The sequence below is a fragment of the Paractinoplanes brasiliensis genome (assembly GCF_004362215.1).
Classification (GTDB): domain Bacteria; phylum Actinomycetota; class Actinomycetes; order Mycobacteriales; family Micromonosporaceae; genus Actinoplanes; species Actinoplanes brasiliensis.
Map to the genome: position 1 here is coordinate 2,156,131 of NZ_SNWR01000002.1, position 18,503 is coordinate 2,174,633.

At 70.1% G+C, this 18,503-nt stretch carries 22 protein-coding genes and 1 pseudogene; 9 read left to right on the forward strand and 14 right to left on the reverse strand.

The features are described 5' to 3' along the window. Positions 1 to 73: 73 nt before the first annotated feature. Positions 74 to 340: a helix-turn-helix domain-containing protein gene (locus tag C8E87_RS41720; protein ID WP_133878841.1), complete on the reverse strand. Its 267-nt coding sequence runs from the start codon at positions 338 to 340 to the stop codon at positions 74 to 76. A 65-nt stretch (positions 341 to 405) separates the two neighbouring features. On the opposite strand from C8E87_RS41720, the gene map reads away from it, so the two are divergent. The 3 genes from map (at position 406) to C8E87_RS41730 (ending at position 2,613) form a co-directional block, all read left to right on the forward strand. Further along, entirely contained in the window at positions 406 to 1,194 is a 789-nt protein-coding gene (gene map / locus C8E87_RS41725; protein ID WP_133878842.1) for a type I methionyl aminopeptidase, read from the forward strand. Then, on the forward strand, positions 1,191 to 1,334 hold the full coding sequence (locus tag C8E87_RS44130; protein WP_166661458.1) for a hypothetical protein: 144 nt from the start codon (positions 1,191 to 1,193) through the stop codon (positions 1,332 to 1,334). Before map ends, C8E87_RS44130 begins: the two co-directional genes overlap by 4 nt. A gap of 130 nt (positions 1,335 to 1,464) precedes the next feature. Then, complete coding sequence (locus tag C8E87_RS41730) at positions 1,465 to 2,613, forward strand: amidohydrolase family protein (protein WP_133878843.1); 1,149 nt, start codon at positions 1,465 to 1,467, stop codon at positions 2,611 to 2,613. A 92-nt stretch (positions 2,614 to 2,705) separates the two neighbouring features. Here the strand turns inward: C8E87_RS41730 and C8E87_RS41735 are convergent, their stop codons facing one another. Genes C8E87_RS41735 through C8E87_RS41780 form a run of 10 tightly spaced genes read right to left on the reverse strand, consistent with a single transcriptional unit; the run spans position 2,706 to position 13,230 of the window. Then, positions 2,706 to 3,785: a methyl-accepting chemotaxis protein gene (locus C8E87_RS41735; protein ID WP_133878844.1), complete on the reverse strand. Its 1,080-nt coding sequence runs from the start codon at positions 3,783 to 3,785 to the stop codon at positions 2,706 to 2,708. A gap of 21 nt (positions 3,786 to 3,806) precedes the next feature. Beyond that, positions 3,807 to 4,178 carry a response regulator gene (locus C8E87_RS41740; RefSeq protein ID WP_133878845.1) on the reverse strand — a complete coding sequence of 124 codons (372 nt, stop codon included), beginning with the start codon at positions 4,176 to 4,178 and terminating at the stop codon, positions 3,807 to 3,809. Further along, a complete protein-coding gene (locus tag C8E87_RS41745; protein WP_133878846.1) occupies positions 4,175 to 4,447 on the reverse strand; it encodes a hypothetical protein in 273 nt (90 codons plus the stop codon). Before C8E87_RS41745 ends, C8E87_RS41740 begins: the two co-directional genes overlap by 4 nt. Continuing rightward, positions 4,428 to 6,788: a chemotaxis protein CheA gene (locus tag C8E87_RS41750; RefSeq protein WP_133878847.1), complete on the reverse strand. Its 2,361-nt coding sequence runs from the start codon at positions 6,786 to 6,788 to the stop codon at positions 4,428 to 4,430. Before C8E87_RS41750 ends, C8E87_RS41745 begins: the two co-directional genes overlap by 20 nt. Beyond that, positions 6,785 to 7,171, reverse strand: a complete 387-nt coding sequence (locus C8E87_RS41755; RefSeq protein ID WP_133878848.1) for a response regulator — start codon at positions 7,169 to 7,171, stop codon at positions 6,785 to 6,787. Before C8E87_RS41755 ends, C8E87_RS41750 begins: the two co-directional genes overlap by 4 nt. Then, positions 7,168 to 8,037 (reverse strand): CheR family methyltransferase, encoded by an 870-nt coding sequence (locus C8E87_RS41760; RefSeq protein WP_133878849.1) that lies wholly within the window; start codon positions 8,035 to 8,037, stop codon positions 7,168 to 7,170. Before C8E87_RS41760 ends, C8E87_RS41755 begins: the two co-directional genes overlap by 4 nt. Further along, positions 8,034 to 8,630 (reverse strand): HEAT repeat domain-containing protein, encoded by a 597-nt coding sequence (locus C8E87_RS41765; protein WP_133878850.1) that lies wholly within the window; start codon positions 8,628 to 8,630, stop codon positions 8,034 to 8,036. The genes C8E87_RS41760 and C8E87_RS41765 overlap by 4 nt, the downstream gene beginning before the upstream one ends. A 21-nt stretch (positions 8,631 to 8,651) precedes the next feature. Beyond that, positions 8,652 to 9,695, reverse strand: coding sequence for a chemotaxis-specific protein-glutamate methyltransferase CheB (cheB, locus tag C8E87_RS41770; RefSeq protein ID WP_133878851.1), 1,044 nt, complete (start codon positions 9,693 to 9,695; stop codon positions 8,652 to 8,654). 12 nt (positions 9,696 to 9,707) lie between these two features. Continuing rightward, on the reverse strand, positions 9,708 to 11,270 hold the full coding sequence (locus C8E87_RS41775) for a chemotaxis protein CheW (protein ID WP_133878852.1): 1,563 nt from the start codon (positions 11,268 to 11,270) through the stop codon (positions 9,708 to 9,710). 7 nt (positions 11,271 to 11,277) lie between these two features. Then, positions 11,278 to 13,230 carry a methyl-accepting chemotaxis protein gene (locus C8E87_RS41780; protein ID WP_133878853.1) on the reverse strand — a complete coding sequence of 651 codons (1,953 nt, stop codon included), beginning with the start codon at positions 13,228 to 13,230 and terminating at the stop codon, positions 11,278 to 11,280. Between the two features lie 374 nt (positions 13,231 to 13,604). On the opposite strand from C8E87_RS41780, the gene C8E87_RS44135 reads away from it, so the two are divergent. The 6 genes from C8E87_RS44135 (at position 13,605) to C8E87_RS41805 (ending at position 16,728) form a co-directional block, all read left to right on the forward strand. Next, positions 13,605 to 13,742, forward strand: a complete 138-nt coding sequence (locus tag C8E87_RS44135) for a hypothetical protein (RefSeq protein WP_239080188.1) — start codon at positions 13,605 to 13,607, stop codon at positions 13,740 to 13,742. Between the two features lie 172 nt (positions 13,743 to 13,914). Beyond that, positions 13,915 to 14,550, forward strand: a complete 636-nt coding sequence (locus tag C8E87_RS41785; RefSeq protein WP_203720629.1) for a lytic polysaccharide monooxygenase auxiliary activity family 9 protein — start codon at positions 13,915 to 13,917, stop codon at positions 14,548 to 14,550. Between the two features lie 63 nt (positions 14,551 to 14,613). Further along, positions 14,614 to 15,135, forward strand: coding sequence for a hypothetical protein (locus C8E87_RS41790; RefSeq protein WP_133878854.1), 522 nt, complete (start codon positions 14,614 to 14,616; stop codon positions 15,133 to 15,135). A 75-nt stretch (positions 15,136 to 15,210) separates the two neighbouring features. Continuing rightward, positions 15,211 to 15,417 (forward strand): sigma factor-like helix-turn-helix DNA-binding protein, encoded by a 207-nt coding sequence (locus C8E87_RS41795; RefSeq protein ID WP_239080189.1) that lies wholly within the window; start codon positions 15,211 to 15,213, stop codon positions 15,415 to 15,417. Positions 15,418 to 15,505: 88 nt separating this feature from the next. Next, positions 15,506 to 16,114 carry a ClpP family protease gene (locus tag C8E87_RS41800; protein ID WP_133878855.1) on the forward strand — a complete coding sequence of 203 codons (609 nt, stop codon included), beginning with the start codon at positions 15,506 to 15,508 and terminating at the stop codon, positions 16,112 to 16,114. Further along, a complete protein-coding gene (locus C8E87_RS41805; RefSeq protein WP_133878856.1) occupies positions 16,111 to 16,728 on the forward strand; it encodes a ClpP family protease in 618 nt (205 codons plus the stop codon). Before C8E87_RS41800 ends, C8E87_RS41805 begins: the two co-directional genes overlap by 4 nt. A gap of 193 nt (positions 16,729 to 16,921) precedes the next feature. Here C8E87_RS41805 and C8E87_RS41810 read toward each other — a convergent pair. From C8E87_RS41810 to C8E87_RS41820, 3 genes and pseudogenes are all read right to left on the reverse strand, one after another. Continuing rightward, positions 16,922 to 17,158, reverse strand: a pseudogene (locus C8E87_RS41810) (helix-turn-helix domain-containing protein); the annotation flags it as partial. 67 nt (positions 17,159 to 17,225) lie between these two features. Next, positions 17,226 to 17,861: a hypothetical protein gene (locus C8E87_RS44140; RefSeq protein WP_166661459.1), complete on the reverse strand. Its 636-nt coding sequence runs from the start codon at positions 17,859 to 17,861 to the stop codon at positions 17,226 to 17,228. 128 nt (positions 17,862 to 17,989) lie between these two features. Then, positions 17,990 to 18,487 (reverse strand): SigE family RNA polymerase sigma factor, encoded by a 498-nt coding sequence (locus C8E87_RS41820; protein ID WP_133878858.1) that lies wholly within the window; start codon positions 18,485 to 18,487, stop codon positions 17,990 to 17,992. Positions 18,488 to 18,503 lie beyond the last annotated feature (16 nt).

Genomic DNA, 18,503 nt, shown 5'->3' on the forward strand with positions numbered 1-18,503 from the left:
TTCACATGCGTTCACACACCCGATACAAACACCTGTTCACGGTAAAGCCCCGTGAACGCCCGGGCGGGGTGTTTCAGGAGGCCTGCTTGACCGGCATGTCGGCCAGCCACGCGTCGGCCAGATCCTTCAGCGGCACCTCGAGGGCCTGGCTCAGGCACACCACGGTGCCGAACGCCGGCGCGGGCAGGCGGCCCGCCTCGATCTTGCGCAGGGTCTCGGGGGAGATGCCGGCCGCCACTGCCACCTCGACGATGCTTCGCCCGGCCCGCGCGGCCCGCAGGGCGAGCCCGAGGCGCCGGCCCGCGGCGATCTGCTCGGGGGTCAGTGGTTGGCGAACCATGCCTGCACCTTAGCGCGTGGTATAAAAATACCGGTATAGAAATGCCGCACCCGAGGGAGAGAACCGTGATCGAGCTCAAGTCCGCCGAGGAGATCGGCCGGATGGCGGTGGCCGGCCAGTTCGTCGGCGAACTGCTCGACGAGCTGAGCCGGGTGGCCGGGGTGGGCGTCAACCTGATGGACATCGAGCGCCACGCCCGCCGGCGCATCAAGGAACGCGGCGCCGAGTCCTGCTACTGGGACTACGCCCCCTCGTTCGGCCGCGGCCCGTTCCGCAACGTGCTGTGCCTGTCGGTCAACGACGCCGTGCTGCACGGCCTGCCCCACGACTACGTGCTGCGTGACGGCGACCTGCTCAGCATCGACATGGCGCTCGGCATCGGCGGCTGGAACGCCGACTCGGCGTACTCGTTCGTCGTCGGCGCCCCCGACCCGTCAGACCTGCGGCTCATCGAGGCGACCGAGGTGGCCCTGGAAGCGGGCATCGCCGCCGCCCAGCCCGGCGGCCGCATCGGCGACATCTCGGCCGCGATCGGCGAGGTCGCCCACTCGTACGGCTACGGCGTGAACGGCGAGTTCGGCGGCCACGGCATCGGCCGCACCATGCACGAGGCCCCGCACGTCGCCAACTCCGGCCGCGCCCGCCGCGGCATGCGCCTCGACCCGGGCCTGACCATCGCCATCGAACCCTGGCTGTGCAAAACCACCGACAAGATCCGCTACGACGAGGACGGCTGGACGATCCGCTCCGCCGACGGCTCCCGTACGGCCCACTCCGAGCACACGATCGCCGTCACCCCGGCCGGCCCGCAGGTGCTGACCCGCCGCCCGGCAGCAGGAGCAGCCAAGGGGTGAGCCAGGCGCGCCCGTCCCGGACCACCCCGATCGTGCCGGCCACCCTCGCCCCGCACGACGTCGAGAACCCGATCCGCCGAGATGGAAAAGGCTCACTGACCAACTGGGCTTACCAGGAGTTCGTGTCCGGAGCTTTCTAACGGTCGTCTCAGATTCGCTTGGTACGAAGTCGGCATCAGATGAGCGAAGCAACTCGTGCGCAGGAGGCACTGATGCTTGTCACTGATGCCGTACGGACACCATGCTCACGAACACCGAAGAGAGACTGACATGAAGCCCATGGGACGCCGCGGTTTTCTGGCCGCTGCCACGGCGCTTGGCGCCGGCGCCGGCCTGTCCACGTATGCCGCCGTTTCGGCAGCGGACGGGAACACGACCCCGGACAAGGCCCCGGACAAGACTCCGGACATTGCATTGCGAGACCGGGACCTGCCCTTCATCGGCACGGAGGAGACCTTTTCGACTCCCACGTTGTTGAAGCTGAACTCCATCAATGAGGATCACATAGCGTTCCTCGAGGAAATTGGTCTCGCAGATCTGGGCGAACGCCGCATCCGCGACATGGACGCCGGGGGACTCAACGTTCAAATCCTCTCCGCCCACACGCCGTCCGTCCAAAATGTCCCCGGGCAAAGGGGCATCGACCTTGCCCATCGTCTCAACCGGCAACTTGTGGACGGGCCGATCGCCAAGTATCCGGGCCGCTTCAAGGCTTTCGCCACCTTGCCCTTGCAGAGCCCGGAGGCGGCGGCGGACGAACTGGAACGCTCGGTCAAGCAAGACGGCTTCCTGGGCGCGCTGACCAACGGGCACATCGCGAAGAAGTACCTCGATCATCCCGATTTCGAGCCTGTGCTGGCACGTGCCCAGGCTCTCGACGTGCCGATCTACCTGCATCCCGGCTATCCGGCTGACGAGGTCTTCAAGATCTACTACAGCACCACCCGGTCTGAATACACGCAGGAGTATCAGGACTACATTTTCAGTGGGTCCGGATATGGCTGGCACCAGGAGGTGCTGACCCAATGCATCCGGATGATCACGTACGGGGTCTTCGACAGATTCCCCAAACTGAAAATCATCATCGGCCACATGGGCGAGGGCCTTCCCTTTTACTACAAGCGGATCCTCGAAGACATGGGCGAGCCGACCGAGGACTCACTCAAGAAGCCCTTCGGGCAGTACTTCCAGGACAACTTCTGGATCACAACCAGCGCATTCCCCCAGACCGAACTGCTCGATCTCCTGCTGAAGTTCATAAGCGTGGATCGAGTGATGTTCGCAACCGACTACCCGTTCGCGGACATCAAGGTGCAGACCGACTGGTTCCGTGGAGTCAATTTGCCACGCGAGGACAAGGAGAAGATCGCGTTCCGGAACGCGGAGAAACTGTTCAAAATGAAAGTGCCCGTGAAGTGACGCGCCGGCCGGCCGGACTGCAAGAATGCTTTGCGGCAAGGCGAGGGCGCGGCCGAAGTATGCGATGTGCGGCTGAGCGAAGTTGACACCGATTAGAACAGCTCGATGACGGGGCCGTCGTCGCCGGTTGCGGCCTTGGCGTTGGTGTGCTGGCCGTGGGTGGCGCGCTGGCGGGACATCACGTGGCGGGCGCGCAGCGCGTCGACGGAGACCGCGCGGGCGCGGACCGTTTCCTCGGGCGCGTTGCCGGCGGCGTAGTCCATCGCGTCCTCGGCGCCCTGTTGCACCTGGCAGATTGCTTCGACGACGTGCTCCAGCATCTGCCGGGTGATGTCCTGGAACTGCACGTGCCCGACCGCGCCGGTCGTCTCGGCGGTGAGCGCGGCGGAGCTCTGCTCGACCTGGTGCAGCGCACCCATTGCGTCCTGCAGGACACCGCCCACCATCTGTGACATCTCGCGCTGGGCGTTGGCGATGCCGCTGAGCCGGCGGGTCATCGCGGTGTCGGCGGCGCCCGGCGCGGCGCTCACTGTGTCGGCGGCGCCCGGCGCGGCGCTCGCTGTGTCGTCGTCGAACGAGGAGTCGTCCGAGAGCACCCGGTCGAGCCGGGTGGTCAGGTCGGCGATGCTGCTGCCGATGCCCTGGGCGGCCTTGGCCGAGCGGTCGGCCAGTTTGCGGACCTCGTCGGCGACGACCGCGAAACCCTCGCCGGCGTCGCCCGCCCGCATCGCCTCGATCATCGCGTTCAGCGCCAGGATGTTGGTGGCCTTGCTGACCTCCTCGATCTGGCTGACGTGGCGTTTGAGGCCGCGCATCTCGTCGACCAGCTCGTGGATCTGCTCGTCGCGGTACAGGAAGTACCGCACGAGCCGTTCGACGCGCTGCTCGTTGGACGACGTGGCCTGGCTCAGTTCCGATTCCGTGCGCCCGAGCGTGCCGGCCAGCCGGGCGACGTCGCCGGCCAGCCCGTCGGCCAGCTCGTCGACCTTGACCAGCTGCCCGACGATCGACTCGGCGGCCTCGCCGGTCTGCTCGATGACGTCCCCGATGTGCGCGGCCGCGACCTCGCACACCGCGGGCACGTCCTTGAGCACGTCGCCGACGACCTCACCCCGTACGGAGGTCTGCTCGGAGTCGGCGGCAGTGCCGGAGCGGCGGAGAAGGCGGGACATCGGAACCTCCTGCTGGGCGCCTCAGGCGCCGGGAACGACCTGCTTGATCACGCCGAGGAGCTGGTCGGGCCCGACCGGCTTGACGAGCCAGCCGGTCGCGCCGGCCGACTTGGCCTCGTTGCGCTTGGTCTGCTCGCTCTCGGTGGTCAGCATGAGCATGGGGGTGAACCGCATACCCGGGGACTTGCGGGCTTCGCGGACGAACGTGATCCCGTCCATCTGCGGCATGTTGACGTCGCTGATGATCAGGTTGGGCTTGACGCCCTTCGCGAGCTTGTCCATTGCCTCCTTGCCGTGCCCCGCGGTCTCGACCGTGTAGCCGGCCTTGGTCAGGATCGACTTGAGGCTCATGAGCATGGTGGCGGAGTCGTCGACGAGCATCACAGTGGTCATGGCGGTTCGCTTTCTGCTGAGGAGACCCCGCTGCTCCCCCTGAGCAGCGGAAGCACCTGCGTGGCCAGGAAGGCGTCAACCGGTGCTGAAGTAATCCTCGGCTGGAAGAGCAGCAGGGCCTGGAGCGCGCCGGTGTGCAAATGGTTGCAACGCCGCAGGTTCACCTTGGGCTTGGCGGTTGCCCGCAGCCAGGCGACCAGCGGCTCCACCTCGTCGACGGTCACGACGTCACTCAGCGTCGCGGTATGTTCATTGAGCTCGAGCGGCAAGGCTGAGCACCTCCTTCATGTTGAGCACGAGCAGCACCAGGCCGTCACCCAGCAGCGCGGTGCCGGAGAACTCGCCGGCGTACGCCAGCAGGCCCTCCATCGGTTTCAGGATCACGTCGACCTCGCGGTGGAACTGCTCGACGAGCAGACCCACCCGCTGGCCGTGCAGGCTGACGATGAGGATCGCGCGGTCGGCGGCGGGGTCGGGCGTCCACGGCATGTCCAGCGCCCGGGCCAGGTCGATCACCGGGACCACCTCACCGCGCAGCACGACGACGTCGGAGTGCAGCACCCGGCCCAGCTCGGCGCCCGGCACCCGGACGGTCTCGACGACCAGGTCGACCGGGATGCCGAAGCGCTGCCCGGCCACGCTGACCACCATCACCTGGGTGACTGCCATCGAGAGGGGCAGCCGCAGCCGCGTCGAGGTGCCGCGGCCGAACTGGGAACGCATGCTCACGGTGCCGCCGAGTTTCTCGACACTGGCCCGTACGGCGTCCATGCCGACCCCCCGCCCGGACAGGTCGGACACCTGGTCGGCAGTCGAGAAGCCGGGCCGGAAGATCAGGTCGACCGCGTCCGACTCGGTCAGCGACTCCAGCTCGTCCTCCGAGATCAGACCTTTCTCGTACGCCTTGCGCTTGACCCGGTCGGCGTCGATGCCCCGCCCGTCGTCGGCGATCTCGACGATCACGGCGTCCCCGTCGGCCACCGCCGTAAGCGTGATCTTGGCGGCCGGCGCCTTGCCCGCGGCCTCCCGCTCCGCCGGTGTCTCGATGCCGTGGTCGAGGCTGTTGCGGACCAGATGCACCAGCGGGTCGCCCAGCGCCTCGATGACGTCCTTGTCGGCCATGGTGTCCTCGCCCTCGGTCACCAGCTCGACGGTCTTGCCGAGCCGGCGCGACAGGTCACGGATCAGCCGTGGGAACCGCGAGAACGCCACCGACAGCGGCAACATCCGCACGTCCATCACCGCCGCCTGCAGTTCCTCGGCGATGCGGTGCAGACCGGAGTACTGGTCCTTGATCCGGCGGCCCAGCACCCGGCTGCCGAACTCCTCCTCGGCCGCGTCGGCCAGGAAGGTCAGGCCGTTCTTGGCCACGTTGAGCTCGCCGACCAGTTCCATCAGGTGGTCGACCTTCTCCTGGTCGACCTTGAGGATGCGGGTGCCGACCTGCCCACCCGGGTCGTCGGTGCGGGCGCGGTCGGACGGCGCCCGCTCGGCGGGCGGCGGCGCCACCACCGGCGGCGGCTCCTCGGCCGGGGCCGGCGTCTCGGCCAGCAGGGTCGCCACCCGGGCGGTGAGCGACTCGATGTCCGGTTCCTCCGCCTCGACCGGCACACCGAGCGCGGACGCGGCGGCGGCCACCGAGCGGGCCACGGCGGACAGCCGGGCGCCGGACGGCGAGTCGACGGTCAGCGACCGCTGGGCCGCGGCCAGGATCGCGTACGCGTCCCGGGCGAGCTCGACGTTCTCGGCCTGCGACTGCACCACGGCCTCGGCCACGACGGCCGGGGGCGGCTCGGGCGGCTCCTCGCCGCTGAGGTGGCGGCGGATCGCATCCCCGTCCAGCTCGACGATCTCGACCTGATCGGGGACGTAGCGGAAGAGGTGGTTCAGCTCCCCCACCGCGGCCCGGGTGGCCAGGGCGAAGCCGATCAGGCACTGGTACTCGTCGTACGTCTCGGCCGGTGGCCACTCGAAGGGCTGGATCAGGGCCAGGACGGCCGGCGCGGGCACCTGGCTCATCAGGTGCAGCGGGTCCTCGGCGCGGAAGAAGCAGCCCTCGTCGGGGGTGTAACGCACGAACCGCATCGTCGCCGACGTGGTCGACAGCCAGGAGGCGGTTTTCTCCAGCCACTCCGCGTCGAACACGTCGAGCCAGTCGGGGCCGCGCACGGCCACAGCCACAGCCGAAGGGGCGGGCGCGCTGTCCGAGGCGGCCGGGGCGCTCTCGCCACCGAGCGGGCCGCGCAGCTTGGTGATCAGGCTCTGCGCGGCCGGGCCGGCGGTCGCGGGCAGTTGCTCGTGCACGGTGACGTGGGCCAGCCACCCGCGGATCAGGTCGAACGCCGCCAGCAGGTCGTCAGCCATACCCGAGTCGAGAGCGAGCCGGCCCGAGCGCACGGCGTCGAGCAGGTCCTCGGCGGCGTGGGTGAGCCGGGTCAGTTCGGGGAAGTCGAACAGGCCGGACGATCCCTTGAACGTGTGCGCGGCGCGGAACACCTCGTTGACCAGCTCGGGGTCGCCCGGGTCCCGTTCCAGCTGCAGGAGCCCCTCGTCGACCTGGGTCAGCAGGTCCGCCGCCTCGGCGAGGAACTGGGCGAGCAACGGGTTCATGCGGCGACACCCGAGGTGAGCATGCGCGCGACCCGGGCCAGCCGCTCGGCGTCGACCGGTTTGACCAGGTAGAGGTTGGCCCCGGCGGCGTACGCGCGGTCGGCGTCGCCCGCCCGGTCCTCGGTACTGATCATCAGGATCGGCGCTGGAGTTCCGACCGTCTCCGAACGCAGCGTCTCGACACAGGTGTAGCCGTTCATCTTCGGCATGTTGACGTCGACCACGAACAGGTCGAACGCGGTGGACATCGCGGCCTCGACGGCTTCCAGGCCGTTGGCCGCCTCGGCCACCTCGAAGCCGGCGTCGCCGAGCAGTTTCGTGTGATAGAGCCGCACGGTCGCGGCGTCGTCGACCACCAGCACCTTGGGACGGTTCTGGGTCATCGGAGGCCTCCGCTGGGTCGTTGGTAGACGATGCCCTCGGGCAGGCGCGAAGGCGTGAAGATCGGCGAGATGCGGCTCATCGACTCGGAATGGCCGAGGAACAGGTAGCCGCCGGGACGCAACGCGCCGTAGAGATTCTCGGCCGCGCGCCGGCTCGACAGTTCGTCGAAGTAGATGAGCACGTTGCGGCAGAAGATCACGTCGAAGTCCCGGAAGGACCGCATCGCCGGGGTGTCGCAGACGTTGACCTGGTGCAGTGTGACCGCGTCGCGGATGCCCGCGTCGAGCCGATAGCGGCCGGCCCCCGCCGGGGCGAAGTACTTGGCCCGCCAGGCCATCGGGACCCGTTGCAGCGAGCGTTCGCCGTAACTGGCATGGGCCGCCCGCTCGAGCACGTCGCTGTCGATGTCGGCGCCGTGGATCTCGACGTCCACATGCTCGATCTGGTCCCACTCCTCCAGCAGCCGCAGCGCGATCGAGTACGGCTCCTCCCCGGTCGAGCACGGCAGCGACAGGATCTTGACCGGCCCGGTCATCCGGTTCACGCCCCCACGGGCCGCCAGCACGTCCGGCAGCACCGTCTTGAGCAGCGAGTCGAACTGGTAGTCCTCGCGCAGGAAGTACGTCTCGTTGACGGTGAGCTGGTTGATCAGCTCCTGCAGCAGGCCGGGCCGGTCGTTGAGACGCAGCGCGGAGAACCAGGCGTTGAAGCCCGCGAAACCGCCCTGCTTGATGCAGGTCTCGATCCGCTTGTCCACGAAGTACCGCTTGGACTCGGTGAACTGGATGCCGGTGCGTTTGTAGAAGTACTCGCGGAACCTCTCGAAGTCGGCACCGCTGAGCCCGGCCGTCGCCGAGGTGGTCATCCGACCGCCGCCTCGACCGTGAACCGCAGGAACGGGTCGTCGGGGAAGCGGCCGACCGCGTCACGCAGCAGTTCGGTGTGCTCCGGGCCGAGCGAGGGCAGCAGCGCGTCGATCGCCGCCGTCACCACGTTCGGGTGCGGGTCCTCGCGGATCATGTCGGCCAGCCAGGTCAGCGCGCCGGGGTGGGGCAGATCGGCCAGCACCATCGCGGTCATCACCCGGACGTCGTGGTCGGGGTCCTGCAGCAGGCGCGGGACGATCGCCGGCACCGAGCCCGGCATGGTCGCCAGCGCCTCGGCCACCAAGGTGCGCAGGTCGGCCTCGTCGCTGGCCAAGTGCACGGCGAGCGCCTCGGCGACCTCGTCCGTGTCGTGCGCGGCCAACGTCGTGAGCAGGGCGTCCCGTACGGTCGAGGCGGTTTCCGGCCCGACCCGCGCGAGCAGGTCCGGCACCGCCTCGGCCACGCCGTCCAGGCCCAGCGCGGCCTCCCGGCGACGGTCCGGGTCGGGGTCGCCGAGCTGCCGCAGCAACGTCTCGACGGCCGGAGTCTCGCTCACCTCGGCTGGTTGCTGATCGCGGCGGACAAGTCCCACGGTTCCTCCTCCTCGATGCTTCTAGCGAACCCACTGGGCGATCTGGTCCGCGATCGCGTACGACGGCAGCACCTCGGTGGCGCCGCCCCGGCGGGCCAGCTCACCCGGCATGCCCCAGACCACCGCCGTCTCCTCGGCCTCGGCTACGGTGCGACCGCCGTCGGCGCGTACCTGCGCCATCTCGGCCGCGCCGTCGTCGCCCATCCCGGTCAGCAGCGCGCAGACCAGTCGCTCAGCCGGCACGTGCCGCCGGGCCGAGGCGACCAGCCGGTCGACGCTGGGGTGCCAGCGGTAGTCCGAGCCGGCCGGGACGCTCTTCACGATCAGTCCGTCGGTGCGCCGGGCCACCACCACGTCATTGCTGCCGCGCCCCAGATAGATCGCGCCGGGCCGGAGCGTCATGATCCGGTCGACCTCGTGCACCCGCAGCGCGCAGAGCTCGTCGAGCCGCCGGGCCAGGGTGGCGGTGAACGACGCCGGGATGTGCTGTGCGATCACCACCGGGGCGCCGAGCGTGCCGGGCAGCCCGGGCAGTACTTCGGCCAGCAGAGCCGGGCCGCCGGTGGACGAGCCGATCACCACCAGGTCGGTCGCCTTGGCCGCCACGGGCTCACGCGGCGGGGGTGTGCGCCGGATTCGCGCCGCGAGCCCGCGGGCCCGGCCGATCCGCGCCTTGGCGGCGGCCCGCACCTTGCCGGTGATCTCGGCGGCGACGTCGCTCATGTTCAGCGAGACCGTGCCGCCCGGCTTGGCCACGTAGTCGACCGCCCCCAGCTCCAGCGCCTCCAACGTGACCAGGGCGTTCGCCTCGGTCAGCGACGACACCATGACGACCGGGGTGGGGCGCTCGGCCATGATCTTGGCCAGGCAGGTGAGCCCGTCCATCTCCGGCATGTTCACGTCGAGGGTGATCACGTCGGGGCGGACCCGGTCGAGCTGGTCGAGGGCGTCGGCGCCGTTGCGGGCGGTGGTCACCTCGAATTTGCCGGCCTCGGCGAGGATGCCCGTGATCGCCCGGCGCATCAACGCCGAGTCGTCGACGACCAGCACCGATGTGTTCGCCATCTGCGGCGCCCGTCAGACGGGTTCGAGCACGTCGCCGGCGGACTGGCCGAGCACGGCCTCGAGGTCGCGGGCCTGGTCGGCGGCGAGCAGTTCGCCCACCTGCACCAGCAGCAGCATCCGTTTCTGCTCGGGCAGGTTGGCCACCCGCGACACGATCCGCGCCTGCTCGGCCGACAGCTGCGGGGCGGGCTCCAGCACGTGCCGGCCCACCCGGGCCACCTCGGCCACCGAGTCGACGATGAAGCCGGTGCGGACGCCGCCGATGATCAGCACGACGATCCGCTGGCGCTCGTCGCGCTCGGAGCGCGGCAGACCCAGCCGGGTGCGCAGGTCGACCACGGGCAGCACGGTGCCCCGCAGGTTGACCAGACCTTCGACGAACTCGAACGACCGGGGCACGCGGATGAGCGCCTCGGGCACCCGGATGATTTCCTGGACCGCGTCGACGTCGACCGCGTACTCCTCGCCGTCGAGCCGGAACACGACGAACAGTTCCTCGTCGCCGCGGCCGTCGTCGTCGCGCTGCTCCTCGGTCATCGCTGGCCCGTCCTCCCGGTCCTGGTGCTCGGCGATCTCGCTGCGTACCTCGGGCGAGTCGAACATCCGGTGCACGCTCAGCACGGACACCAGGCGCTTGCCGTCCTCGAGCCGGCACACCGACTCGACCTCGCTCTTGCGGCCGTCGCCCGCCATGAACGCGGGCAGCGGCGCCACCAGCTTCTGCGGCACCCGCAGCACCTCGCGCACGGTGTCCATCACGACGCCGACCACGCCGCCGTCGAGCGAGACGACGACGATCCGGTTCTGCGGTTCCAGCGCCGTCACGGGCAGGCCGAAGACGCGGCGCATGCTGACCACCGGCAGCAGCCGGCCGCGCAGGTCGACCACGCCCAGCACCCGGCCGCCCGAGTTCGGCACGTGGCTGACCGTCTCCGGGGCCTGCACGATCTCCTGCACCTGGTCGATCGGCAGCGCGTACTCCTGGCCCTGCACGGCGAAGCTGACCAGCTCCAGCGTGTCGTCGTTCTCGGCCCCGTCGCCGGCGTCGGGCTCGGGAACGCGGGCCGCCGTGCTCGCGGGCTCGCGGCCCGCCGCTGCCTCGGCCAGCTCGTCGAACTGGCTGCCGACCAGCCGGTCCACGTTCAGGACGCTGGTCATCTGGCCGTCGTTCGACTTGATCACGCCGACCAGCACGTCGGAGCGCACTGTCGACTGCACCGAGTCGGCCGGCTCCATGTCCGCCGGGTCGATGCTGATCACGCTGGCCACCCGGTCGACCACGAATCCGAGCGGCACGCCGCCGTCGACGACGATGACCCGGGTGGTCTCGTCGTGCTCGGCCTCGGGCATGGTGCAGCACTCGCGCAGGCTCACCACGGGAAGCACCCGGCCCCGCAGGTTGGCCAGGCCCTCCAGGGCGGGCGGGCCGAGCGGCACCTTCACCACGGCCGGCATCCGGATGATCTCCTGTACCTGGCGCATCGGGAAGGCGTACCGCTCGCCGGCCATGTCGAACGTGACGTAGTCGGCGTTGCCGCCGTCCGGGTTCTCGTCCCGGTCGTCCTCGCTGGTCATGGCGTGCTCACCCGGCGTTCTGCAGCTCGTCGGCGAGCGCGGCGATCTCCTCCACGGCGGCCGCCAGCTCCTCGGCGCCCTGCGCCTGCTCGCGGGCCGCGGTCGAGGCCTGCCCGGCGAGCTGCTCGGCCTCGTTGGCCGAGGTCGCGATCTGCTCCAGGCCGGTCTTGACCTCGCTGAGCGTCCCGGCGATCGACTGTGCCGACTCCCGGACCTCGTCGTTGCCCGCGCGCACCTGCTGCATGTCGCGCTCGATCTCGCCCAGCCGCTCGGTGGTGACCTTGGCCGCCTCCACCTCGGCCAGCGCCTGCCGGCTGGTCTCCTCGAGGTCGCCGCGCACCTCGACGATGCGGTCCTGCACCGACTTGACCAGGTCCTTGATGCGGTCGGCGTTGTCGGCCGAGTCGCGGGCCAGGTTGCGGATGTCGGTCGAGACCACCGCGAAGCCCTTGCCGAACTCGCCCGCGCGGGCCGACTCGACCGAGCCGTTGACGGCCAGCATGTTGGTCTGGATCGACACGTTCGCGATGGCGTCGACGATCTTGTCGATCCGCCGGGAGATCTGCTCGAGCTCGCTGACCTTGCGGACGTTCTCCATGCCGTCGCGGGCGGACTGCCCGATCGCCTCGATCATCGAGTCGACCGACACCTTGTTCGCGCCGAGCAGTTCGAGGATGGCGTCGGCCCGCTCGACCGCTGCGGTGCCCCGGGTCGCCGAGAGCTGGGCGCCCTGCTCGATCCTGGTCACCGCCTCGCTGGTCTCCTGCGCCTTCTCGGCCGCCGTCCGGGCCCCCGAGTTGATCTCGGAGATCGCCGTGTTGATCTGCGCGGCGGCCCGGTTGATCTCCTCGACCGCGGCGGACAGCTCCTCGGCCGTCGAGGCGACATCCTCGGCGCTCTTGGTGATGTCGGTGCTCGACCGCAGCGTCTCGGAGACCTCGGCCAGCGCCTCCGCCGCCTGCTCGCTCTGCCGCAGGGCCCCGGTCTGCTGGTTCACCGTCTGCAGCGACTGCTCGCACGCGGCCGACTGCTGCTCGGCCGCCGCGGCGATCTCCTCGGAGCGTGCCTTGGCCGCGTTCGCCGCCGCCTGCGACTGCACCGCCGCGCCGGCCATCTCGGTCGCGCCGGCCATGATCGTGCCCATGTCGGCCCGGATCGTCTCGAGCTGGTCGGTGATGGTCTTGCCCTTCTCGACCTCGCCCCGGGCCGTCTCGGCCGACGACTGCACCCCCGAGGCGATCACGGTGACGCTCTCGCGCACCTCGTCGATCAGGTCGCGGATCTGCCGGGCGCTGCGCTCACTGGTCTCGGCCAGCGTCCGCACCTCGTCCGCCACCACGGCGAAGCCCTTGCCGTGCTGGCGGGCCCGGGCGGCCTCGATGGCCGCGTTGAGCGCGAGAAGATTCGTCTGGTCGGCGATGTGCGCGACAGTCTTGACAATCTCGCCGATCTCATCGGCCTGCTTCTCCAGCTCGCTGATGGTGCCGACCGAGGCGGTCTGCCGGGTCGAGGCGTTGTCGACGTTCGCGAGCAGCATGCTGATGCCCGAACGCGTCTCGTTGAGCAACCCCTGCAACGCCTGACTGAGCTCGGCCACCTGCCGCGTGGTGGTCTCCTGCCGGCCGACCTGCTCCTCGACCTGGTTCATCGCGGCCAGGCTCTGCTGGGTCGCGCCCGAGGCCTGCTCGGCGCCGGCTGAGATCTGCTGCATGGCCTCGGTCAGCTGCCGCGAGGCCTCGGCCGCCTCGGCGTTCTGGGCCGAGATCTCGGCCGTGGCCGCGGCGATCCGCTCGGCCGCCTGCTGCTGCTTGGCGACCGACCGAGCCTGCCGCCGGCTTGCTTCGGTGTCGCCGCCCGGCCCGCCACGGGCCGGGCGGGTGGACACCGGGGCGGAGGCCGGCCGGCTCGTGCGGGCCTGGTCGGAGGCACGCCCGTTGGCGGTGCTCGTGGTCAAGGGCATGACGGTGGGTTCCCTTTCTCGGAAGCTGCCGGGCACGGGACGCGCCGGGGATGCCGTGTCCGGCCGGGCCGGGCGCTTTTGCTCACCTTTCGGATCCTGTCATCGGCCGCTGCGGCGCGAGAGCCATTCGCGAGACTTGCAACTGGCCGTTCCGGCAGCGCGGGCGGGGCCGGGGCACGGGATCCGACGATCGCGACACTTGGGCCGTCTCTCACCCGGAAGCGACATCGACGACAGTCGTACGTGGACCGCGCCGGAAATGTCCACGGTGGAGGATTCGGCCTCGGACGCGGGATTTTCAGCCTGACGTCCGCCGGCCGGTCCCGGCCCAGCCGGTGTGAAAGGTTGAGTATCCACGCTCAGGTGAAGCCGCGGTGACGTCCGCGTTCACGCTCGCCAAAACGATCCGGGACGCTCAGGAGACCGGGTCGGTGGTGCGCCGCGTCGACCAGGCCCGGATCGACAAACTCCTCAACGAACACGACCCGTTCAAGGCGCCGTCGGTGGGCTGACCTGGAGAAGCGACAAAACGGACGCCTGGGGCTGCTGTAACTCGGGGTTCACGCCGGGGCAACATGGGGGCCGTGCCAAATCTATTGACGTGGGTTGATATCCGGACAGATGGCTGCGATGCTTCTGGGAGCGCTCCCAATCCCCCGATCCCCAATAAATGGAGGACAGATCATGACACCCCGTCCCCGCTGGGTGCTGGTTGTGCTTCTCGCAATGGTGGCCGGCCTGCTCTCCTGGAGCGGCCCGGCGCAGGCCCACGGCACCATCGTGAGCCCGGCCACCCGCGCCTATCAGTGCTGGCAGGCCTGGGGCAGCCAGCACATGAACCCGGCGATGCAGCAGCAGGACCCGATGTGTTACCAGGCGTTCCAGGCCAACCCCGACACCATGTGGAACTGGATGAGCGCCCTGCGCGACGGGCTGGGCGGCCAGTTCCAGGCCCGCACTCCCGACGGGCAGCTCTGCAGCAACGGGCTGAGCCGCAACAACAGCCTGAACAGGCCGGGCAACTGGCGGACCAGCAACATCTCGCGCAACTTCACGGTCCAGCTGTACGACCAGGCCAGCCACGGCGCTGACTACTTCCGGGTCTACGTCAGCAAGCAGGGCTTCAACCCTGCCACGCAGACCCTCGGCTGGGGCAACCTCGATTTCATCACGCAGACCGGCCGGTACGCCCCGGCCCAGAACATCTCGTTCAACGTCTCCACCTCCGGTTACACCGGGCACCACATCGTGTTCGTCATCTGGCAGGCCTCGCACCTCGACCAGGCCTACATGTGGTGCAGCGACGTCAACTTCACCTGATCGGTGTGACCAGGCAGGCCCCGGACCCCGGTCCGGGGCCTGCCGGTCGGAGGAGGACCCGAGATGAACCGCTACGTGGGAGTGGCGGCGATCCTGCTGACGGTCGCGGCCGGGGTCGTCGTGATGAGGGACTCCGGCGAGGACCTGCCGGCGCAGGTCGCCACCCGGATGCGGGAGACGCTGGAACAGGCCGATCCGCAGCAGCACAGCCACGGCGGGCACAGCGCGCCGCCCACCGACGCCAAGGCCGAGGTGATCTGCGGGGTCCGCGTCTACGGGTACGAGCCGTCGGACGCGAGCACGCTCACCGGCGTACGGACGGTTTACGGTTTTCACTTCTGCGGCGTCGCCGAGGACAAGACGCCGTGGGACGTGGCGGTCAAGCTGGCCGGGCCCGTGATCGTCGACCTGTCGGCCCAGCCGGCGGGCATCCAGGTGGTCGAGGCCACCGCCGAGGTCAAATACATCGACCGGCTGCGCGAGATGTTCCCGGCCAAGTACGCGGAGCTCGCGCAGAAAGAGGCGCTGACCGAGGCCGAGATGACGGACCTGCGCGAACGGTACGACAGCGCGGCCGGGCTCTGATTCGGGCCGTGACCAGGCGATTACGCCGCAGGTGCGCACTGGAGTTGACCCGCCCGGCCGACCAGAGTGCGATGCATGCCGACCCGACAGGAAACGCGCCGTCCCCCGATGGAGCAGATGCTCCGTCGCCTCCCGGCTCGGCATCGTGAGGTCCTGGTCGCCACCTACTTCCAGGGCCGGACCACCGGCGAGGCGGCACGCCTGCTCGGCCTGCCGCCCGCCTCGGTCAAGATGCGGCTGTACGAGGCGATGCGCGAGCTCGCCGACATGCGGATCTGCTGACAGCAGAAGGGTCTGCTGACAGCAGATCGGCCTGGAATCCGGGCCCGGCAGCTCTCAAGGTGGAACTCCGACGAGAGCGAGGGAACCCATGAACCAACCAACTCCCGGAACCATCGACGACCAGGTGGCGGCCCGGCTCCTGCATCAGCGCATCCTCGTGCTCGGCACCGAGGTGGACGACCGGATCGCCAACCGGCTGTGCGGGCAGCTGCTGCTGTTGTCGGCCGAGGACCCCCGGGCCGTCATCAGCCTCTACATCAACTCTCCGGGCGGGTCGGTCAGCGCCGGCCTGGCCGTCTACGACACCATGCGGCTGATCCCCAACGAGGTCAGCACGCTGGCGCTGGGCCTGGCCGGCAGCATGGGGCAGTTCCTGCTCACCGCGGGCGCCCCGGGCAAGCGGTACAGCCTGCCGCACGCCCAGATCCTGATGCACCAGGGCTCGGCCGGGTTCGGCGGCACGGCGGCCGACGTCGAGATCTACGCCGATCAGCTGGAGCGGGTCGGGAGCACCCTGCTGCGCCTGACCGCCGAGCACACCGGGCAGCCGATCGAGGTGGTGGAACGCGACAGCCGGCGCGACCGCTGGTTCACCGCCGAGGAGGCCCTGGCGTACGGGCTGATCGATCACGTTCTGGACAGTGTGGACGACGTGCGCCCCGAGATGGCGCGGCAGCCGATGGGACTGAGCGCATGAGCCAGTACACGATTCCCACAGTGGTCGAGAAGACCCCCAACGGCGAACGGGCGTACGACATCTACTCCCGGCTGCTGTCCGACCGGATCATCTTCCTCGGCACCGAGATCGACGACGGCGTGGCCAACGTGGTGATCGCCCAGCTGATCCACCTGGAATCGGCCGGCGAGCAGGAGATCGGGTTGTACATCAACTCGCCCGGCGGTTCGTTCAGCGCGCTCACCGCCATCTACGACACCATGCACTTCGTACGCTGTGACATCGCCACGATCTGCGTCGGTCAAGCGGCCTCCGCCGCCGCCGCGCTGCTCGCCGCGGGCACGCCGGGCAAACGCTCGGTGCTGCCGCACGCCAAGGTGACGCTGCACCAGCCGTCCAGCCAGGCCCGGGGCACACTGCCGGACCTGGCGGTCGAGGCGAAAGAGGTGGCCAAGGTGCGGGCCGAGATGGACAGCATCCTCGCCCGGCACACGGGTCACCCGGCGGAGAAGATCCGGGCCGACACCGATCGCAGCATGGCGCTGACGGCGTCCGAGGCGGTGGCGTACGGCCTGGCCGACCGGGTGATCACCGCCCGGCCGGAGCGGGCGTACCGGCTGTCGGCCGCCAGCTGAACGTCCGGCGGCGACCAGCAAGCCGCGGCGGGCCGGGCCCGGTCAAGCGGCAAGCCCGGTCAAGCGGCAAGCCCGGTCAAGCGGCGAGCAGCATGACGCTGCTGGACCGGCCCGGCTGCTGCGGCGGGCCCGGTGAGACCGGCAGAACGGGGGCGACCGGGGCGAGCCGCAGCACCGGCGCCACCGCGCCGACCAGATCGAACCGGACCTCGGCCAGCAGATCGGAGAGCTCGATGTGCAAGGCGTCGCAGACCGCGGCCAGGATCTCGGAGCTGGGCTCCTTGCGGCCGCGTTCGACCTCGGACAGGTATTGCACCGAGACGTTGGCCTCGCGGGCCACCTCGGCCAGGGTGCGCCCCTGGTCGAGCCGGTGGCGGCGCAGCACCCGGCCCACCACCGTACGCAGCAGGGGCCGCTCGTTGTCCGCCATGCGCCTCACCGTACCGAGCCCGCCCACGCCGCCGATACCCCGTTCGCCCCCGGCGTAGAAGCCCGGCTCAGCCGCCGATCTCGGCGGCGTCACGGGTGACCGTGATGCCCTCGGCGAAGTCGACGACCTGGGCGTCGCTGAGCTTCACCGACTCGGGCACCCGCACCTGCACCTGGCGGCCGCTCGCGTCGGGGAAGAACAGCCAGCGGGTGGCCGACAGCTTGCCCTCGGCCTCGAGCGGGTGCCCGAGCCGGCCCTCGCGCCCGTTCACGTCGACCTTCGTCACCGGCGACTCGGCAGGCAGCTTGGACAGGCCCTGCAGCGTGACGGAGATCCGCCCGTCGAGGCTGAGCGGGGCACCCGGGTCACCGGGCTCCCCACCGCTGCCGGGCGGCTCGACGACGAACGCCGAGGGGTCGGACGACACCACCTTCCAGCCCTCGGGCACGGTGCTGACCTGGAAACCGACGGGCTGCTGACCGGTGTAGGAGACGAGGCTGAGCCGATCGGGGGAAGTGGGGCCGGCGACCACGCCGACGCCGACCGCGGCCGCGGCGACCACGGCCGCCAGGCCACCGGCGGCGGCGAAACGCCGGCGGTGCAGGGCCCGGCGGCCCCGGGCCACGTCGGCCGCGACCACCTCGGGGCCGTCACGGCCGGGGGCGACGGTGAGATTACGCAGGACGTCCTCGACGTCAGGCATGACAGGGTCCTTCCACAGGGGTGGGGTGGGCGAGATGAGGAGCGGGAAACCGCGGAGACGCGGCCCTGCGGTGGGGCGGGTGGGAACCGGGGGAACGCGGCGTGGGGCGCGGGCAGAACGGCGGGGTTTCACAGCGTGAGGGGCGCGGGGAACAGCTCACGCAGCCGTTGCAGGCCACGTGCGCTCTGGCTTTTCACGTTGCCCTCGCTGCAGCGCAGCGCGTCGGCGGCCTCGGCGACGGACAGGCCCTCGACGTACCGCAGCACCACGGCAGCCCGCTGCCGGGGTGGCAGCGTGGCCAGCAACGCGAGCATGGTCCGGTCGTCGTCGTCCGGCGCGTCGGCCGGCAGTTCGGGCAGTTCGGCCCGCACCTGCTCACGCCGCCGGAACAGGCTGCGGTGCTCGTCGGTGGCCGCGTTGACGACACACCGGCGCGCGTACGCCTCCGCCGTCTCCGGCCGCACGCGCGGCCAGGCCAGGTAGAGGTTGGTCAGCGCGGTCTGCACCACGTCCTCGGCCTTGGCGGTGTCGCCGGAGACCAGCAACGCCGCCGTGCGGACCAGGGCGGCGCGGCGTGCCGTCACGAAGTCGGTGAACTCGCGTTCCCGATCGGGATACAGCTTCATGGCTCTTCTACGGACC

Excerpts from the sequence above, each read along its gene's own strand:
- C8E87_RS41795 (WP_239080189.1), top strand. The coding sequence starts at position 15,211 with ATGCCGACCCGACAGGAAACGCGCCGTCCCCCGATGGAGCAGATGCTC.
- C8E87_RS44140 (WP_166661459.1), bottom strand. The coding sequence starts at position 17,861 with ATGCCTGACGTCGAGGACGTCCTGCGTAATCTCACCGTCGCCCCCGGC.
- C8E87_RS41750 (WP_133878847.1), bottom strand. The coding sequence starts at position 6,788 with ATGAACCCGTTGCTCGCCCAGTTCCTCGCCGAGGCGGCGGACCTGCTG.
- C8E87_RS41820 (WP_133878858.1), bottom strand. The coding sequence starts at position 18,487 with ATGAAGCTGTATCCCGATCGGGAACGCGAGTTCACCGACTTCGTGACG.
- cheB (WP_133878851.1), bottom strand. The coding sequence starts at position 9,695 with ATGGCGAACACATCGGTGCTGGTCGTCGACGACTCGGCGTTGATGCGC.
- C8E87_RS41730 (WP_133878843.1), top strand. The coding sequence starts at position 1,465 with ATGAAGCCCATGGGACGCCGCGGTTTTCTGGCCGCTGCCACGGCGCTT.
- C8E87_RS41805 (WP_133878856.1), top strand. The coding sequence starts at position 16,111 with ATGAGCCAGTACACGATTCCCACAGTGGTCGAGAAGACCCCCAACGGC.
- C8E87_RS41740 (WP_133878845.1), bottom strand. The coding sequence starts at position 4,178 with ATGACCACTGTGATGCTCGTCGACGACTCCGCCACCATGCTCATGAGC.
- C8E87_RS41720 (WP_133878841.1), bottom strand. The coding sequence starts at position 340 with ATGGTTCGCCAACCACTGACCCCCGAGCAGATCGCCGCGGGCCGGCGC.
- C8E87_RS41785 (WP_203720629.1), top strand. The coding sequence starts at position 13,915 with ATGACACCCCGTCCCCGCTGGGTGCTGGTTGTGCTTCTCGCAATGGTG.
- C8E87_RS41755 (WP_133878848.1), bottom strand. The coding sequence starts at position 7,171 with ATGACCCAGAACCGTCCCAAGGTGCTGGTGGTCGACGACGCCGCGACC.
- C8E87_RS41790 (WP_133878854.1), top strand. The coding sequence starts at position 14,614 with ATGAACCGCTACGTGGGAGTGGCGGCGATCCTGCTGACGGTCGCGGCC.
- C8E87_RS41775 (WP_133878852.1), bottom strand. The coding sequence starts at position 11,270 with ATGACCAGCGAGGACGACCGGGACGAGAACCCGGACGGCGGCAACGCC.
- C8E87_RS41735 (WP_133878844.1), bottom strand. The coding sequence starts at position 3,785 with ATGTCCCGCCTTCTCCGCCGCTCCGGCACTGCCGCCGACTCCGAGCAG.
- C8E87_RS41760 (WP_133878849.1), bottom strand. The coding sequence starts at position 8,037 with ATGACCACCTCGGCGACGGCCGGGCTCAGCGGTGCCGACTTCGAGAGG.
- C8E87_RS41800 (WP_133878855.1), top strand. The coding sequence starts at position 15,506 with ATGAACCAACCAACTCCCGGAACCATCGACGACCAGGTGGCGGCCCGG.
- C8E87_RS41780 (WP_133878853.1), bottom strand. The coding sequence starts at position 13,230 with ATGCCCTTGACCACGAGCACCGCCAACGGGCGTGCCTCCGACCAGGCC.